Origin of the sequence: Congzhengia sp. (assembly GCF_037235575.1) — a bacterium.
Classification (GTDB): domain Bacteria; phylum Bacillota; class Clostridia; order UBA1381; family UBA9506; genus Congzhengia; species Congzhengia minquanensis.
The window spans coordinates 178,741-195,451 of record NZ_JAXUNN010000030.1; the positions used below are offsets into that span (position 1 = coordinate 178,741).

At 41.6% G+C, this 16,711-nt stretch carries 14 protein-coding genes; 10 read left to right on the forward strand and 4 right to left on the reverse strand.

All coding sequences use genetic code 11. The features are described 5' to 3' along the window. Positions 1–2,040, reverse strand: a complete 2,040-nt coding sequence (locus WIG73_RS06905) for a DUF3656 domain-containing protein (protein ID WP_337399848.1) — start codon at positions 2,038–2,040, stop codon at positions 1–3. A 209-nt stretch (positions 2,041–2,249) separates the two neighbouring features. Between WIG73_RS06905 and guaB the strand changes: the two genes are divergently transcribed. The 5 genes from guaB to WIG73_RS06930 all read left to right on the forward strand — a co-directional run bounded on the left by guaB (position 2,250) and on the right by WIG73_RS06930 (position 7,824). After that, complete coding sequence (gene guaB, locus WIG73_RS06910) at positions 2,250–3,704, forward strand: IMP dehydrogenase (RefSeq protein WP_337399885.1); 1,455 nt, start codon at positions 2,250–2,252, stop codon at positions 3,702–3,704. 30 nt (positions 3,705–3,734) lie between these two features. Then, on the forward strand, positions 3,735–5,708 hold the full coding sequence (locus WIG73_RS06915) for a toprim domain-containing protein (RefSeq protein ID WP_337399850.1): 1,974 nt from the start codon (positions 3,735–3,737) through the stop codon (positions 5,706–5,708). Positions 5,709–5,769: 61 nt separating this feature from the next. Further along, on the forward strand, positions 5,770–6,117 hold the full coding sequence (locus tag WIG73_RS06920; RefSeq protein WP_249313644.1) for an arsenate reductase family protein: 348 nt from the start codon (positions 5,770–5,772) through the stop codon (positions 6,115–6,117). Beyond that, positions 6,114–6,650, forward strand: a complete 537-nt coding sequence (locus tag WIG73_RS06925) for a GNAT family N-acetyltransferase (protein WP_337399852.1) — start codon at positions 6,114–6,116, stop codon at positions 6,648–6,650. Before WIG73_RS06920 ends, WIG73_RS06925 begins: the two co-directional genes overlap by 4 nt. Positions 6,651–6,705: 55 nt before the next feature. After that, positions 6,706–7,824 carry a uroporphyrinogen decarboxylase family protein gene (locus tag WIG73_RS06930; RefSeq protein ID WP_337399854.1) on the forward strand — a complete coding sequence of 373 codons (1,119 nt, stop codon included), beginning with the start codon at positions 6,706–6,708 and terminating at the stop codon, positions 7,822–7,824. A 58-nt stretch (positions 7,825–7,882) separates the two neighbouring features. On the opposite strand, the gene WIG73_RS06935 is transcribed toward WIG73_RS06930, so the two are convergent. After that, the gene (locus WIG73_RS06935; RefSeq protein WP_337399856.1) at positions 7,883–8,710 is read right to left on the reverse strand and encodes an AraC family transcriptional regulator; all 828 of its coding nucleotides are present in this window, start codon (positions 8,708–8,710) and stop codon (positions 7,883–7,885) included. Positions 8,711–8,851: 141 nt separating this feature from the next. Between WIG73_RS06935 and WIG73_RS06940 the strand changes: the two genes are divergently transcribed. Both WIG73_RS06940 and WIG73_RS06945 read left to right on the forward strand, forming a co-directional pair. Further along, positions 8,852–9,643, forward strand: a complete 792-nt coding sequence (locus tag WIG73_RS06940; protein WP_177678491.1) for a ThuA domain-containing protein — start codon at positions 8,852–8,854, stop codon at positions 9,641–9,643. Beyond that, entirely contained in the window at positions 9,643–10,692 is a 1,050-nt protein-coding gene (locus WIG73_RS06945; protein WP_249313439.1) for a Gfo/Idh/MocA family oxidoreductase, read from the forward strand. The genes WIG73_RS06940 and WIG73_RS06945 overlap by 1 nt, the downstream gene beginning before the upstream one ends. Positions 10,693–10,796: 104 nt before the next feature. Here WIG73_RS06945 and rny read toward each other — a convergent pair whose 3' ends face one another. Beyond that, positions 10,797–12,359: a ribonuclease Y gene (rny, locus tag WIG73_RS06950; protein WP_249313438.1), complete on the reverse strand. Its 1,563-nt coding sequence runs from the start codon at positions 12,357–12,359 to the stop codon at positions 10,797–10,799. A 213-nt stretch (positions 12,360–12,572) separates the two neighbouring features. Between rny and WIG73_RS06955 the strand changes: the two genes are divergently transcribed. Further along, positions 12,573–13,877 (forward strand): HD domain-containing protein, encoded by a 1,305-nt coding sequence (locus WIG73_RS06955; RefSeq protein ID WP_337399857.1) that lies wholly within the window; start codon positions 12,573–12,575, stop codon positions 13,875–13,877. A gap of 100 nt (positions 13,878–13,977) precedes the next feature. On the opposite strand, the gene WIG73_RS06960 is transcribed toward WIG73_RS06955, so the two are convergent. After that, a complete protein-coding gene (locus WIG73_RS06960) occupies positions 13,978–14,781 on the reverse strand; it encodes an AraC family transcriptional regulator (protein ID WP_337399858.1) in 804 nt (267 codons plus the stop codon). Positions 14,782–14,967: 186 nt separating this feature from the next. Between WIG73_RS06960 and WIG73_RS06965 the strand changes: the two genes are divergently transcribed. After that, positions 14,968–15,471, forward strand: a complete 504-nt coding sequence (locus WIG73_RS06965) for a YgjV family protein (protein WP_337399860.1) — start codon at positions 14,968–14,970, stop codon at positions 15,469–15,471. A 196-nt stretch (positions 15,472–15,667) separates the two neighbouring features. Then, complete coding sequence (locus WIG73_RS06970) at positions 15,668–16,663, forward strand: sialidase family protein (protein WP_337399861.1); 996 nt, start codon at positions 15,668–15,670, stop codon at positions 16,661–16,663. Positions 16,664–16,711: the final 48 nt, after the last annotated feature.

Genomic DNA, 16,711 nt, shown 5'->3' on the forward strand with positions numbered 1-16,711 from the left:
TTATTCAACTCCGCGGTAAAAATGTCCCCTTGTGATTTTATCAAACACACCCCGGGACGCTTTTCCCCTTAGTCCCGCCTGATACGCTGAAAGCACTTTTTTTACCTCGTCCCCGGTTTCCGTCGTGAACACCAGCCGAATTGCCCCGGCGTTCAACGAGACAATATCGTCTAATTTGTCCGCCATGTAAAGAGGCACGCTGTTTAACACCACGTTGCGGCACCCCTCGCATAAAACCGGAAACCGCTCGCCCTTTCTGTCGCACAGCTCAAAAAATCCTTCTCCCTTTGTGCACCGGTATGCGCTTTTGATGACGCAGTTTTCCAGAAGCATAACCGAAAGCCTGCCATATGCTATGACCTCTGCCGGCACTGCGCAATGATCTGTGATTTGCTTCATTTCCTTCAGGTTCAGCTCCGGCGATAGCGTTACCCGTTTCATTCCGATGGAAGATAATATTTTCATTGTTTCGCTGTTTGTTACGTTTAGCCGTTCCCCGCCGCACATAATTTTTTCTTTGGCGGCCTCTATCTGGCCAATGTTCTGCACCATAACCCGGGCCGCACTTTCTAAATGCAGTGTTTCGCCCTCTTTGGTCAGGGGCGGAAGCACGCAGACGTCTTTCTCGGTTCCAAACCGGCGAAACAAGTCATAAGACAGATATTTTGCTTTAATTCCGCAGGAGGCGGCTGCCTCCATCTGCTCTTTTGTGCGCACCTGAACACAAACTTTGGGCGGCCTTGTCTCCCGCTTGGCTATTTGTCCGATTTCTGTTATTTTGTTCACGTTCCGCCGGTAAGATGCGCAGATTTGTTCCTGCAAGTCTGCGCACACCTGCCGCCGCAAGCTGTTCAGCGCGGATACGGACACGAAGGGCTGCCCCTCTGTGTCTGTAGTGATTTCTTTCAAGACAAAAGCCGTGTCTCCCAGCTTTCCGATTTGCTCTTTGGCACGCATTTCATCAAAAGCAGCACTTTTCGCCCTTTCACAGGGCGCTCCTGCCGCATTTGCCGAAAAGCCGTCACATTCCGCCGCCAGCGCGAGGGGAAGCCCCTCCCGGGCCGTAAGGCGAAAGGAAACAGTCCTTTTTTTGGCGATGTCCGTCTGTTGAATTTCAGAAATCAAGTCTTTCGACGCAGTGACCTTTTCCGCTCCGGTATAGTCCATTAACTTATCAAAGCCCCTGCCGTGAAAATATCCGCTACCCGAGCCGCCGCGGGAGAAAAACGACAGCATGTCCTGAATTCCCGCCCTGTCTGCCGCGCCCTCCATTGCCTGTTTATACACCCTTGTCACCACACCGGCATATTCCGGGCTTTTCATTCTGCCTTCAATTTTGGCAGAATCTGCAATGGTTTGAAACTCGTGCATGTGCTCTGCCAGGCACAAATCCTTCATGCACAGCAAGTTTTTCGCATTTGTAACGGCCTGTCCGTTCCGATACAGCGTATAGGGCAGGCGGCAGGGCTGGGCACAAAGCCCCCTGTTTCCGCTTCTTCCGCCAATAATGCTGCTTAAATAGCACTGGCCGGACCAGCTCATGCACATGGCCCCGTGGACGAATGCCTCAAGCTCTAACGTGGTTTTTGCATTTATTGATGCGATTTCTTCTTTCGACAGTTCCCGGGACAGCACCACCCGGTTTGCCCCCAGCTTTTGAAGCAAATTCACACCGTCTGCTGAGCAAACCGTCATTTGTGTGCTGGCGTTGAGCCTGATGTCGGGCGACAGCTTTCTTATGGCGCATAAAAGGCCCAAATCCTGTACGATAATACCGTCTGCGCCTGTTTCTGCCAAGAACGAGGCAAAGGACAGCGCATCTGAAAATTCATCCTCTTTGATTACGATGTTAATGGTTACATACACCTTCACCTTGTGCAGATGACAAAAATCTACCGCTGCGGCAATTTCCTCGTTTGTAAAATTGTTTGCATTTCTGCGGGCACTGAAACACTTGCCCCCTATGTAAACGGCGTCTGCGCCGCACCGCACCGCGGTTTTTAAAGACGCAAAGTCCCCTGCCGGCGAAAGTAGCTCCATGTTATTCCTCCACATTGTATAACTTATCTATTTTATCATACCACAAAAATGTGAATATCTCATTACATTTCCTTTAATTTTAAATTTCGTGCAGTGCAAAGTTTTCCTTGATTTTGACATTGAACTTTGTTATACTATATGGTAAAAAGGTAGAGTTATAAGCTTTTTTCAAACAAAACTGACTACAAATTGAGAAAGGGTGCAAAATGATGAACAAGGTGATTAAAGAAGGGCTGACATTCGACGACGTATTGCTGGTTCCTCAAAAAAGTGAAGTTACCCCCGATATGGTGGAGCTGTCTACGCAGCTTACAAAAAATATTAAACTCAACATTCCGCTGATGAGTGCGGCAATGGACACGGTAACAGAATCGGCAATGGCAATTGCAATGGCCAGGGAGGGCGGCATTGGCATTATTCATAAAAACATGACCATTGAGGCCCAGGCCACCGAGGTGGACAAGGTAAAACGTTCGGAACACGGCATTATCATCGACCCGTTCTATTTGACGCCCGAGCGCACATTGGAGGACGCCGACAATTTGATGGGTAAATATCGGATTTCCGGCGTTCCTATTTGCGAAAACGGCAAGCTGGTTGGCATTTTGACCAACCGGGATTTGCGGTTTGAAACCGATTTTTCAAGAAAAATCAGCGAAGTGATGACCAAGGAAAACCTGGTTACTGCTCCGGAGGGCACCACGCTTACGGAAGCGCAGGAAATTTTAAGAAAACACAAAATTGAAAAGCTGCCCATTGTGGATGGCAGCGGCATGCTCAAGGGTTTAATCACCATTAAAGACATTGAAAAAAGCGTAAAATATCCCAACTCCGCAAAAGATGCCAACGGAAGGCTGTTAGTCGGTGCGGCGCTGGGCGTGACAAAAGACGTGTTAGACCGGGCCGGCGCCCTTTACGACGCAAAGGTAGACTGTTTTGTGTTAGACTCGGCCCACGGCCACAGCGCAAACATTATAAAAGCTGTGGAACTGGTGAAAAATAAGTATCCGGATATTTCTTTAATTGCAGGCAACATTGCCACGGGCGAAGCGGCGGAGTGCCTAATTAAGGCGGGGGCAGACGCAGTGAAGGTTGGCATTGGGCCCGGCTCCATCTGCACCACCAGAATTGTTGCGGGCATTGGCGTGCCGCAGATTACGGCGATTTCAGACGTATATGAGGTTGCAGACAAATATGGTATTCCTGCAATTGCAGACGGCGGAATTAAATATTCCGGCGATTTACCCAAGGCCATTGCGGCAGGGGCCAATGTGATTATGATCGGCAGCCTGTTTGCCGGCTGCGAGGAAAGCCCCGGAGATGAAGAAATTTATCAGGGCAGAAAATTTAAGGTTTACCGCGGCATGGGCTCCATTGCCGCCATGGAGGTTGGCTCGAAAGACCGCTATTTCCAGACAAACACGAAAAAACTGGTTCCTGAAGGCGTTGAGGGCCGCGTCCCGTTTAAAGGCGCAGTGGCCGACACAATTTATCAGCTTATGGGCGGACTGCGCTCCGGCATGGGCTACTGCGGAACAAAAACTGTTGAAGATTTAAAGAAAAACGGAAAGTTTATTAAAATTACCGGGGCCGGCTTAAAAGAAAGCCACCCTCACGATATTTCCATTACGAAGGAATCGCCGAATTACAGCGTACAGTCGTAATGTTTCATTAATTTTGAAAGGCTGAACTGAATGAAAAAAAAGTATGGTGATAACAGCATATCGTCTTTAAAGGGCGCAGACCGTGTGCGCCTTCGCCCCGGCGTTATTTTTGGCTCCGACGGGATTGACGGCTGTGAACATTCGTTTTTTGAGATTTTGTCAAATGCAATTGACGAAGCAAGAGAAGGGTTTGGGAAGGAAATTGAGATTACCCGCTTTGCGGACAAGTCGATCGAGGTGAAGGACAACGGGCGCGGAATTCCTATGGGGTATAATGAAAATGAGAAGCGCTACAACTGGGAGCTGGTGTTTTGTGAGCTTTATGCCGGCGGAAAATATAAAAACAACAGCGGCGAAAACTATGAATACAGCTTAGGGTTAAACGGTCTGGGCACCTGCGCCACACAGTACAGCTCGTCTTATATGGACGTGAATGTGCAGTATGGCGGAAAAAAATATTCCATGCACTTTGAAAAGGGCAACCCGGCAGGCGAGCTTTTGGTTGAGGAGGTAAAATCAAAAAAAACGGGGAGCACCATCAAATGGCGGCCCGATACAGAGGTATTCACCGACATTAACATCCCTTTGGAATATTTTCAGGACGTGTTAAAACGCCAGTCGGTTGTGAATTCCGGTATTAAGTTTATCTTGTATAACCAGACGGCGGACGGCTGGGATATGTATGAATATCTATATGAAAACGGCATTATGGACTATGTGAAAGAAATTTCTGCCGGAAAGGAATTTACACCTGTTTTCACCTTCGATGCACAGCGACGGGGGCGCGACCGGGAGGACAAACCCGACTATAACGTAAAAATGCAGTTTGCCTTTTGCTTTAACAACGAGATTAATATGATTGAATATTACCACAACTCCAGCTTTTTAGAGCACGGCGGCGCGCCGGACAAGGCGGTGAAAAGCGCCTTTGTTTCGGTTTTGGACAAATATTTAAAAAACAACAACAAATATAACAAAAGTGAAAGCAAAATCAGCTTTGTGGACATATCCGACAGCTTAATCCTCGTTTCAAACTCCTTTTCCACCGTTACAAGCTACGAAAACCAGACGAAAAAGTCCATTACCAACAAGTTCATTCAAGAGGCCATGACAGAGGTTTTAAGGGAGCAGATTGAGGTTTGCCTCATTGAAAACAAAGAGGCGGCGGAAAAAATTGCCCAGCAGGTTTTAATTAACAAGCGCAGCCGGGAAAGTGCCGAAAAGGCAAGAGTGGCGGCGAAAAAGAACCTGACCGGCACTTTAGATATGACCAACCGCATTAGCAAGTTCATTAACTGCCGCACGAAGGACATTGACCGGCGGGAAATTTACATTGTGGAGGGTGACTCTGCCTTAGGCTCCTGCAAAAAGGGACGCGACGCAGAATTTCAGGCGATTATTCCCGTCCGCGGAAAGATTTTAAACTGCCTAAAGGCGGACTACGGCAAAATTTTTAAAAACGACATCATTACGGATTTGGTGAAGGTGTTAGGGTGTGGCATTGAGATTAAAAGCAAGCACTCGAAAGACATGTCCACGTTCGATTTGGACAATCTGCGCTGGAGCAAGGTTATCATCTGCACCGACGCCGACGTAGACGGCTATCAGATCAGAACGCTGATCCTTACCATGATTTATGTTTTAATGCCCACGCTGATTAAGGAGGGGAAGGTGTATATCGCCGAATCCCCGCTGTTTGAAATTACCTGCGGCAAAGACACCTATTTTGCATTTAACGAAATGGAAAAACAGGAAATCACCGAAAAGCTGGGCAGCAAAAAGTATAAAATTCAGCGCTCAAAGGGGCTTGGTGAAAACGAGCCGGAGATGATGTGGCAAACCACCATGAACCCCGAAACCAGGCGGCTGGTTCGCGTTACCTATGACGACGCAGGAAAAACCTTTGAAATGTTTGATGTTTTGCTTGGAGACAATTTGCAGGCCAGAAAAGAATTCATTGCGGAATTCGGCCACAAATTCCTCGACTTAGCGGACATTAGTTAAACGAAAAATGTGACCGGCATTGTGCCGGTCATTCTCATATTATAAAAGAGGTGTTTTTATGATTCATTTTATTTGTTACCCGAAATGCTCCACCTGTCAAAAAGCAGAAAAATGGTTAGAGCAGCACGGTTTGGAGTTTGATGTGCGGGACATTAAGCAAAACAACCCTACCTATGAGGAGCTTTCCCAATGGCACAAACAAAGCGGCCTGCCGCTGAAACGGTTTTTTAACACCAGCGGGCTTTTGTATAAGTCCATGCAGCTAAAGGATAAACTGCCTGAATTCAGCGAGGAGGAACAGCTGAAACTGCTCTCCACCGACGGAATGCTGGTGAAACGGCCAATTTTAATTAATGAAAACACCGTTTTGGTGGGGTTTAAAGAAAGTGAATGGGAGAAGCTGTTATGAAAGCAATATTAGAAACCCAGCGGTTAAGTTTGCGGGAAATGACAAAGGACGATTTTCCGGCTCTGTGTAAAATTCTTCAGGACGCAGAGGTGATGTATGCCTATGAGCATGCTTTTTCTGATGAAGAAGTTGTCGCGTGGCTCGATAAAAACCTGACCCGTTATGAAAAAGACGGCTTTGGACTTTGGGCAGTGGTTTTAAAAGAAACCGGTGAAATGATTGGCCAGTGCGGCCTGACACTGCAAAATGCCGATGACAAGGAAGTTTTAGAGGTGGGCTATCTGTTTCAAAAAGCGTTTTGGCACAAGGGCTATGCCACAGAAGCCGCAATTGCCTGCAAAAATTATGCCTTTCAGGTGCTTGGGGCAAAAGAGGTATATTCTATAATCCGCGACAACAATCTTGCCTCACAGAACGTGGCAAAGCGCAACGGAATGAAAGTTTGCGGGCAAATTGTAAAGCATTATTACAATATGGATATGCCCCACCTGCTGTTTAAAACGGAAAAAAACTGCATTACAATTGACAATTGAACTCCGGTGTGGTATAAAAGGATTATAAAAATGAAATATGCCGGAGGTTCATAAAATGGCCATAAAACATATTCGCAGCAAGTGGAACGGCACCATGACCGACCGCGAGCGGTTTAACAGGCAAATGCATTATAAAAGCGTTGACAGATGCTTTAACATGGAATTTGGATATTGGGACGAAAACTTTGATCTTTGGGATATTTTTGTTGACAACGGAATTCGGTCAAACGAGCAGGCTGCAGAGTTTTTCTCTTTTGACCGTTTCGAAATTATCGGCGGCGTGTGCGACTTACATCCAGCCTTTGAAGAAAAAGTGATTGAAGACCGCGAAAGAACAGTAATTATGCAAAACACCGACGGTCTTTTAGCAGAGGTTACAAAGGGCTCGGCCTCCATTCCGCACTACATGAAATCTTCCATTGTCACTCCCGAAGACTGGAAAAGAGTGAAGGAAGAAAAATTTGTGCGCAACGACCCTGCAAGAAAAGTGGATATTGCAGCGCTGAAACAAAATCATCCTGCTGACCGCGATTATGCCTTAGGCGTTGACTGCGGCTCTATGATCGGCAGAATCCGCGACATGCTTACATTTGAAGGCACTGCCTATGCGTGCTACGATTATCCTGATATGGTGGAGGATATGGTGGAAACGCGCTGTGTGCTCATAGAAGACTTTTTAGACCAAGTGCTTCCTCATTTTGACTTTGATTTTGCTTCTGGCTGGGAGGATATCTGCTATAAAAACGGCCCGATTGTTTCTGTTAATTTCTTTAAAGAGGTGGTTATGCCCAGATATAAAAGAATTAACAAAAAACTGAAAGAATATGGCATTGACGTTTGGTATACGGACTGTGACGGAGATGTAAGGCCAATATTGCCGTATTTGCTGGAGGGCGGAATTAACTGCCTGTTCCCTTATGAGGTAAACAGCTGCGCACACCCGGCAGAGCTGTTAGACGAATATGGCCGTGACCTGATGATTATGGGCGGCATTGATAAAATGCAGTTAAAGGCGGGAAAAGACGCCATAAAAGATTATTTAAAAAGTGTCGAAAGACTGGTTGCCCGCGGGGGATATATTCCTTTTTGCGACCATCGCTGCCCTCCTGATGTTTCCGTTGAAAACTATTTATATTATCTTGATTTAAAAGAAAAAATGTTTGGTATGAAATGATATATGATTCTTCATATTACCGATGCAGCAAAATGCTGCATCGGTTTTTTTAGCTGTTTTATTTTTTGTTCAGTGCTAAATATTCCTTAGCTGTCGTGCCGGTTTGTTTTTTAAAGAATTTACAAAAATAAGACAGGTCCTGAAAACCAAGTCTTTCTGATATTTCACTTACCGTCATGGTATTGCTCAGCAGTAATTTTTTTGCATAATCTACCTTCACACCAATTTGGTATTGTACAGGGGAAAGCCCGGAATATTTTTTAAAGAGTCTTCTGAAGCAGCTAGTGCTTACATGACACATAGTAGCAATTTCTGCAATGCTTTTGTCAAAAGATATGTTGTTTTCAAGGTAAAGAATTCCTTTTGCAATCTGTGAAAATTCTTTTGAATTAATATTTTTTAATCTACGTGCGTCGCTTAATTCTGATAAAAACTTGTATAATATCGACTTTATCATGGCAAGTGACTGGACCGGCGAAAGATATAAGCTAATAATTTCTATAAACAATGTTTTATTGATCCCCTGTACATCTGATAGCTTCATAATATGGGAACAGAAAACAAATGGCATTCCACTTAAATCTGTGGTAGTAAATTCAATCAGCATAGATGATGTTTTCCCCTTAATCGTATGATGAAAAACCGTTTTATATTTTGCCCCCTGAGGAATATACACAATTTCGCCCTTTTTAACAAAAAATCGCTTATTGTTATCTAAGATATATTCTGCAGTGCAGTCTTCTACATATAAAAGAGCTGATGTAGGCCGCCCTGTATGAAACACCGTATCAAACACATGATTATTTTCCCAGCATTGGTTCATTGCAAAAACATTTATTATGTGATAATCAATTGAAATAAGCTGTTCCATTTTTACACAATTCATTTCATTCACCTCAGTTTTACTGTATCACAAGTTTTTCTGAAAATCAATCATAAAGAAGCGAAAAATACAATTTTCAGCGTGTAAAATACATTGTATTGTTGCTTTTATCACTATATAATACAGTTAAAAGGAGGTTTATTTATGTCAAAAATTAATGTTACAGTTTGGAATGAATTTATTCATGAAAAAAAAGAGGAGGCCATTACAAAAATATATCCTCAAGGAATTCACGGCGCAATTGCGCAAATTCTGCGAAGTGAGGAAACAATGCAAGTTAGAACTGCAACTCTTGATATGCCGGATCACGGGCTTTCAAATGAAGTTTTAAACAGCACCGACGTTTTAATCTGGTGGGGGCATATTGCCCACGAAAAAGTTTCTGATGTTGTGGCGGAGAGAGTGAAGCAACGGGTATTAGCCGGCATGGGACTGATTGTGCTCCACTCCGGACATTTATCCAAGCCGTTTGTGAAGTTAATGGGAACGTGCTGCCGCTCTAAGTGGCGTGAAAATGATGAAAAAGAACGAATTTGGATTATTGAGCCTTCTCACCCAATTTCGCGGAACCTGCCGGAATATATTGATCTGCCGCAAGAAGAAACGTATGGTGAACGATTTGATATACCAACACCTGATGAATTGGTGTTCATTAGCTGGTTTTCCGGTGGAGAGGTTTTCAGAAGCGGTTGTTGCTATAAGCGGGGACTTGGCAAAATATTTTATTTTCGTCCCGGACACGAAGCATACCCAACTTTTTATCGTAAAGATATCATTCAAATATTAAAAAATGCGATAGAATGGGCAAAACCTTCAAACGGACCGACCCCCTCTTTTGGATATTTTGATGCATTAGAAAATATATCCAATAAGTATGAAGACGCAGATGAAAGTGTGAAAAAACATGAAAACTTGTATAAACTGGAGGATGTATAATGGTAAATATTGGAATTATTGGAGTTGGAGGAATTGCTAACAGCACACACATTCCTCAGATTTTAGAAAGCAACGGCGGACAGCTATGCGCCATTTGCGACATTGATAAAAAACGACTGCGTCAAACAGGTAAAAAATATCATATTCCACCGGAACTTCAATTTGAAAACTACTTGGATTTAATCAACTGTGAAAAAGTGGATGCTGTGGAAATTTGTACACCGAATTATCTTCACGTAAAAATGGCACAAGATGCTATTGCCGCTGGTAAAGCGGTAAATGTTGAAAAACCGCTGTCGGTTAACTTTGGTGAGGCAAGTAAGTTAAACTCTTTTGCTGCCAATCCTACCGTGCCGAATATGATGTGCTTTTCTTACAGATTCATGCCTGCGGTGCGGTATGCAAAAGAAATTTTAGATAAAGGAATGCTTGGCAAAATTATTAGCGTAAATGTGGAGTATTTAAAATCCAGTGCCTTTTCAAAAGACCGTCGGTTAGAATGGCGTTTTATAAAAAAATATGCAGGAACTGGTGTTTTAGGTGATTTAGGCGTGCACTTGATTGATATGGCCCAGCTTTTAATTGGCGAAATGAAACGTGTATGTGCAACTTGCGGCATTGTTATAAAAGAACGTCCAAAAGAAGGCAGCAAGGAATTAGGAGCTGTTGAAACCGATGATTATTGTAACTTTCTTGTTGATTTTGAAAACGGTGTTACTGGTACATTTTCCATCACAAGATGTGCAATCGGTCACAACAACACAATCAAATATCAAATATTCGGTACGAAGGGCGTAATTTCATTTGATTTAACCCGGACGGATATCTTACAGGTCTGTTTGGGCGAGATTGATACCGAAAGCTGTGGAATGCACGAGATTAAGGTTCCCAAAAGATTCTCTATTTCCCAGGAGCAAATGTTCATAGACTTGTTAAACGGTAAAGAATGTTCACTTTTACCCACCATTGCGGACGGTTTAAAATGTCAAAAGATTTTAGATGCATTGCTTTTATCCTCTGAAAACAAACAATGGGTTGATTTAATATAAAAACACTTAAAAAACGGCACCCCCGTTATTTTCGGGGGTGCCCAAATCTATATTGAGTATAATTATTTCACTTAATCACTCTATATATATTTCAATTTTTAACGCTATTTTGCGTACTCAACTGCTCTTGTTTCACGAATTACGTTAACTTTAATCTGCCCCGGATATTCCAGTTCATTTTCGATTTTCTTAACGATGTCGCGGGCAATGAGTGTGATGCTGTCGTCCTTAATATTTTCAGGACTAACCATTATTCTGACTTCTCTGCCAGCCTGGATTGCAAATGATTTTTCAACGCCCTCAAAGGAATTTGCGATTTCCTCAAGCTTTTCAAGCCGCTTTATGTACGATTCGATATTTTCTCTTCTTGCACCCGGCCGCGCTGCTGAAATTGCATCTGCCGCCTGAACGATAACTGCAACCACTGTGGTTGCTTCAATATCGCCGTGGTGCGCCATAATCGCGTGGACAATATCTTTGCTCTCTTTATATTTTTTCGCAAGGTCTGCACCAATGGTAACGTGTGAGCCTTCCATTTCGTGGTCGGCGGCCTTACCCAAATCGTGCAAAAGCCCTGCCCGTTTTGCCATGGTAATGTCGGCTCCCAGCTCGCCTGCAATAAGGCCTGCTATGTGGGACACCTCAATGGAATGTTTCAGCACATTTTGTCCATAGCTGGTGCGGAACCGCAGTTTGCCCAAAAGTTTAATAATTTCAGGATGCAGGCCGTGAACGCCGGTTTCAAACGTTGCATTTTCGCCCTCCTGCTTAATTTGTGTTTCAACTTCTTTTTTCGCCTTTTCATACATCTCCTCAATTCTTGCCGGGTGAATTCTGCCGTCAACAATGAGTTTTTCCAGCGATAGTCTTGCAATTTCACGCCTTACCGGGTCGAACCCTGAAAGGATAACCGCCTCCGGCGTATCGTCGATAATTAAATCAATTCCGGTGAGTGTTTCCAGCGTTCTGATGTTACGTCCCTCTCGGCCGATAATTCTGCCCTTCATTTCCTCATTGGGCAGGTTCACGACGGAAACAGTTGCTTCTGCAACATGGTCGGCCGCACATTTCTGAATGGCGCCCGCAATAATGTTTTTCGCTGTTTTTTCGGCGTTTTCTTTTGCCTGAGCTTCAATGTCTTTCACCATAATTGCCGCTTCGTGCTTCACTTCGTTTTCAAGCTTTTCCAGTAAATACTGTTTTGCTTCGTCTTTCGACAAACCGGCAAGCTGCTCTAACATGTTTAACTCTTTTTGTTTTATCTTTTCAATTTCTTCCCGCAGTGCATCAAGGTCTTTATCCTTTTTGCTTAAAGCTTCTTCTTTTTTCTCGATGGCATCTGTTTTTTTATCGAGATTTTCTTCCTTTTGCTGAATTCTCCGCTCCTGCCTTGAAATCTCGTTGCGCCTGTCTTTTATTTCCTTATCAAGCTCTTGTCTTGATTTATGGTTTTCTTCTTTTGCCTCTAAAATGGCTTCTTTTTTCTTGCTTTCGCCTTCTTTTTTGGCAGCTTCAATAATCCGTTTTGCTTCTGCTTCAGCAGAACCGATTTCTGCTTCGTCTTTCTTTTTTCTGGAAGCGTCGCCCATTTTAAATGCGATAACCCACGCAACAATAATCAAAACAAGTGCGGCAGCACATATTATGATTAGTGTTAAATCATTCATTTCCTATAACTTTACCTCCTTCTCCTATTATTGTTTAAAAAGCACTTTTATACTACCTTAATATAAAAACACACTTTTATTATACAATCTTTTTGGCAAACTGTCAATATTTTTCAATTATTTATTTCACGTCTGGCCCCTTGACCTGTGTTTTGATTTTCTATATAATGGATATGATAAAAGAAAAAGGAGGCGGGCGCAACGAAAATAAAGATGCCAAACACGGTGAACCGCATTATTAACACGTTCATAAAAAACGGATTTTTCGCCTATGCCGTCGGCGGCTGCGTTCGGGACAGCCTGTTAAATACAGTTCCATCAGACTGGGACATCTGCACCTCGGCACTTCCTGAAGACATGAAACGGCTGTTTCAAAAAACAGTTGACACGGGAATTCAGCACGGAACCGTCAGTATTTTATTAGACGGCGGAATTTTTGAGGTGACCACGTTCCGCTGTGACGGTGATTATAAAGACCACCGCCGGCCGGAGCATGTGACCTTTACAAAATCCATTACAGAGGATCTTGCCCGCCGGGATTTTACGGTGAACGCCATGGCATATAATGAAACAGAGGGATTTATTGACCCCTTTGGCGGCGCTAAGGATTTGAAAAACAAATGCATAAAATGTGTCGGCGACCCTGACACAAGGTTTTTAGAAGACGCACTCAGAATGCTGCGGGCTGTGCGCTTTGCTGCACAAAAAGATTTTAAAATTGAAGAAAAAACTCTGGCTTCCATTCAAAAAAACGCCGCTTTGGTTCAAAATTTAAGTGCGGAACGGGTGATTGCAGAGATTACAAAAATTTTGTTGTCTGACCATTTGGAACAAATAAAAACGCTTTATGATGTTGGAATTTTGCGGTTCATTATGCCTGAACTATGCAAATGCTTTAATACGCCCCAAAACATTAAATGGCACATTTATGACGTGGGAACCCACAGTTTAACGGCGGCACAGTTTTTGGAGAAAAAATCCTACCTTCGGTTCAGCGCTTTGATGCATGACTGGGGAAAGCCCGGTACAAAGGGAAAAAATCCTGATGGGAGCGACAGCTTTCGCAATCATGCGAAGTTAAGCGTCGCGCTTGCGGAGGATTTTTGTAACAGGTATAAGTTCAGCAACGCAGATAAAAGTAAAATACTGCGGCTGATAAAATTTCATGACAGACAGATTTTGCCGGAAAAAAAATATATTAAGCGCGCGGTAAATGACGTTGGGGACGACATTTTTTTAGACCTGATCAATTTAAAGAGGGCGGACTGCAAAGCACAGAATTTTGCGCTTACCGCTCCGCGCCTTGAAACATATGATGAAATTGAGCGGCTTTACCGTCAAATAAAAGAAGACAAGGAGTCTTTTTCATTAAAACATCTTGCAGTTAACGGCAATGATTTAAAAGCTTTAGGACTTGAAGGAAAACAAATTGGCAAGGCGTTATCCTTTTTGTTAGACCATGTGATTGACCACCCGAAAGACAACCAAAAAGAAATTTTATTGAAAAAAATAAAATAATAAATTCATTGCAGGCATAAAAGGCGTGATTTTCGTTAAATGAAACAAAACGCGCCTTTTTTGTATTAATTGAAATAACTTTTCGGTATAACCGAAATAATTATTTTTTATATTTAGAAGGGAGCTCTCTCATATATTGTTTAAACACTTTTGTAAAATAAGACATATTATGAAAGCCGCACATGAAAGCAGCTTCTTGCACGGTTTTGCCGCTTAGAATAAGCTCTGCTGCCCTTTTACAGCGATAATTATTGATATATTGAAATATCGTCTGCGCTGTTATTTTTTTAAATTCCCGCGATATACTATATTTATCCATTAAAACATTTTTTGATATTTCATCTAACGAAAGCGTTCTGTTATAGTTCTGTCTGATATAATTTATTGTTTGTCTAACCGTTTCCAGCGATTTTTTTTGCATTGATTTATTAACTTTTGAAATGTGATGTTCACACAATTCAATTAATATTTTCAAAACAATTTCTTTTGATTTGGCAACTCTGCAGATATCCCTATTATTGTTATATATTGTTTGTAAATTATTCAATAAGTCTATAAATGTTTTACTCTTAAAATGAGGTTCAAATAGAAAGGCCGTGTGATCTATATCCGCCTGTTCACAAAATTTTGTGTCAATAATAAGACAGGAATATTTTAAGTTATTTTCCGTTCCGGTATGGTGTATTACGTTTGAGTTCACTACTACAATATCGTTTGTAAGAAAATGATGTTTTTCCCCGTCCAGCAATACGGTTCCTTCACCTTCTTCACACACTTGAATTTCCAGATTTTCATGCCAATTTGCTTCATTGCTGCAATTTTCCGGTGTTCTTTCCAACCCAACGTAAAGTGTAAACGGCAAATTACTCTTAAAACCGAAATATTCTTCATATCGAGTATTCATCAATAAATGTTCCTTTCTGGTAATGAATTGCATTTTGCAATATAGTGTTATTTTTATCCAATATACGGCATTGTTCTTCTGTTAAAACTCCTATATACTTTCATTATAGAATGAATTAATAAATATAGCAATCATTTTAAACCATTTTTACGAACATTTTTAAGCCGAACGGAGAACAACATAGAAATGATCATAATAACTCAAATTTTTGGTATAGCGGCAATGATATTTCTTTTTATGCTTTATCAACAGCAAAATCGCAAGCATTTACTGGTATGCAAATTATGTGCTGATTTTTTTTGGTCGGTTCATTATTTATTTTTAGGGGCATACGGCGGAATGATACCAAACTTTGTAGGAATTTTCAGAGAACTCGTTTTTGTAAATAGAGAGAATAAAAAATGGGCAAATCATATAATTTGGCCGCTCGTCTTTATTATTCTGAATTGGGTACCGGGACTTATCACTTATAAAACTGCTGTTAATCTATTACCGATAACGGCATCTTCATGTGTTACTCTATCTCTGTGGTGTAAGAAACCGAAAATCACAAAAATAATATCCGTACCAGTATCAATTATGTTTATGATATATGACATTTTTGTACATTCATGGATTGGATTCATAAATGAAAGCATTGCGCTTTCTTCAATTATATTTTATTTTATAAAAGAAAAGAGGAATATTTAACATAATGCAAACAAAAAATTTATTTCTTCCTGATATTCATACGACAAAAGAACATAAAATAATAGAAAGCGGACCAATTCTTGATTATTCCAATATTTTAAGAGCTGACATATCATACGACATAAAGGAAAAAAGTAATTGTTTTGCGAAAGAAATTGAAAAAAACTTTTTATCAGATTTCAAAAAAAATGGGGATATGATGGTACATGTGTCCAGTTTTGCTTTTATAAAAAACGTGATATATATGACTTACTATGCAAGTCAAAACAATGAGGCGGAGGATCCAAAATATCATACTGCCCGTCTTGTATATTGTCCGGCAGATGATGTGGAAAATAAGACATATATAGACCTGCAAGCTGCTGGTGATACCTTTGGAGGGAAAACCGTTGATGCCGTATATGATACAATTTTAATGCATAAAGATGACGAAACAATCTATCTGATGTGGACAGCCATGCTATCGGGAAATTATTACAGACTATACCGTACTTTTAACACCTCTGAAAAAACATTCAGTGAAATAAAGATTAATAAACTTAAAATCGATGATTTAATTTGTGATTTTAGTTATTCCGGTATTCAAACGATATTTGCCGAAAAAAATTTAGGATATAAAAAAATGTATTCTGATATTGGCATTATGCAAAAAATTTCATCAAGAACGGAAAACGGCGAAGTTTATTATTACACAGGCGCATACAGCGGAGATCATACGTTTATTATAAAAAGCAAAGATTTGGAAACATGGGAGTTTGTTGCACAGCCTGATTTTGTTAATGAATCGAAATGGGAAAACGCCACCTATGTGAAGGATGATAAATGCTATTATTTTGTCAGACAAAAAGACGAGTCACCATATGGTTTTTTAACCGTTTATCATTTAAAAGAAAAAATATGGGAAAAACCGGTGCTGATAGAGGACTGTCAGTCACGGGCAGATTTTATTGAATATGGCAATCATTTATATCTGTTTCATGCACCCATTGACAGGGAACATATCGGCATTGTCCACATTAATTGCAACAACATTAAAGACAGCAGCATTGTGTTACAGGCAAAAATGAAGGAAAGCTGCTTTTATCCATTTGTTCAATATGGAAACGGTGCGTTATATATGTCATATACGGTAAACCGTCATCATATTAAATTAGCAAAATTCGACGCAAAAAATTACCTGAATGCATTATAATTTTTTAGCAAATCTGAAAAAAATTACGTTACTGCTTATGCTGTAATC

Bases quoted from the DNA above. Each gene is read 5' to 3' on its own strand.
- guaB (WP_337399885.1), top strand. From the start codon at position 2,250: ATGAACAAGGTGATTAAAGAAGGGCTGACATTCGACGACGTATTGCTG.
- WIG73_RS06935 (WP_337399856.1), bottom strand. From the start codon at position 8,710: ATGAATTGTGTAAAAATGGAACAGCTTATTTCAATTGATTATCACATA.
- WIG73_RS06915 (WP_337399850.1), top strand. From the start codon at position 3,735: ATGAAAAAAAAGTATGGTGATAACAGCATATCGTCTTTAAAGGGCGCA.
- WIG73_RS06945 (WP_249313439.1), top strand. From the start codon at position 9,643: ATGGTAAATATTGGAATTATTGGAGTTGGAGGAATTGCTAACAGCACA.
- WIG73_RS06930 (WP_337399854.1), top strand. From the start codon at position 6,706: ATGGCCATAAAACATATTCGCAGCAAGTGGAACGGCACCATGACCGAC.
- WIG73_RS06955 (WP_337399857.1), top strand. From the start codon at position 12,573: ATGCCAAACACGGTGAACCGCATTATTAACACGTTCATAAAAAACGGA.
- WIG73_RS06970 (WP_337399861.1), top strand. From the start codon at position 15,668: ATGATGGTACATGTGTCCAGTTTTGCTTTTATAAAAAACGTGATATAT.
- WIG73_RS06905 (WP_337399848.1), bottom strand. From the start codon at position 2,040: ATGGAGCTACTTTCGCCGGCAGGGGACTTTGCGTCTTTAAAAACCGCG.
- WIG73_RS06965 (WP_337399860.1), top strand. From the start codon at position 14,968: ATGATCATAATAACTCAAATTTTTGGTATAGCGGCAATGATATTTCTT.
- WIG73_RS06925 (WP_337399852.1), top strand. From the start codon at position 6,114: ATGAAAGCAATATTAGAAACCCAGCGGTTAAGTTTGCGGGAAATGACA.
- rny (WP_249313438.1), bottom strand. From the start codon at position 12,359: ATGAATGATTTAACACTAATCATAATATGTGCTGCCGCACTTGTTTTG.
- WIG73_RS06940 (WP_177678491.1), top strand. From the start codon at position 8,852: ATGTCAAAAATTAATGTTACAGTTTGGAATGAATTTATTCATGAAAAA.
- WIG73_RS06960 (WP_337399858.1), bottom strand. From the start codon at position 14,781: ATGAATACTCGATATGAAGAATATTTCGGTTTTAAGAGTAATTTGCCG.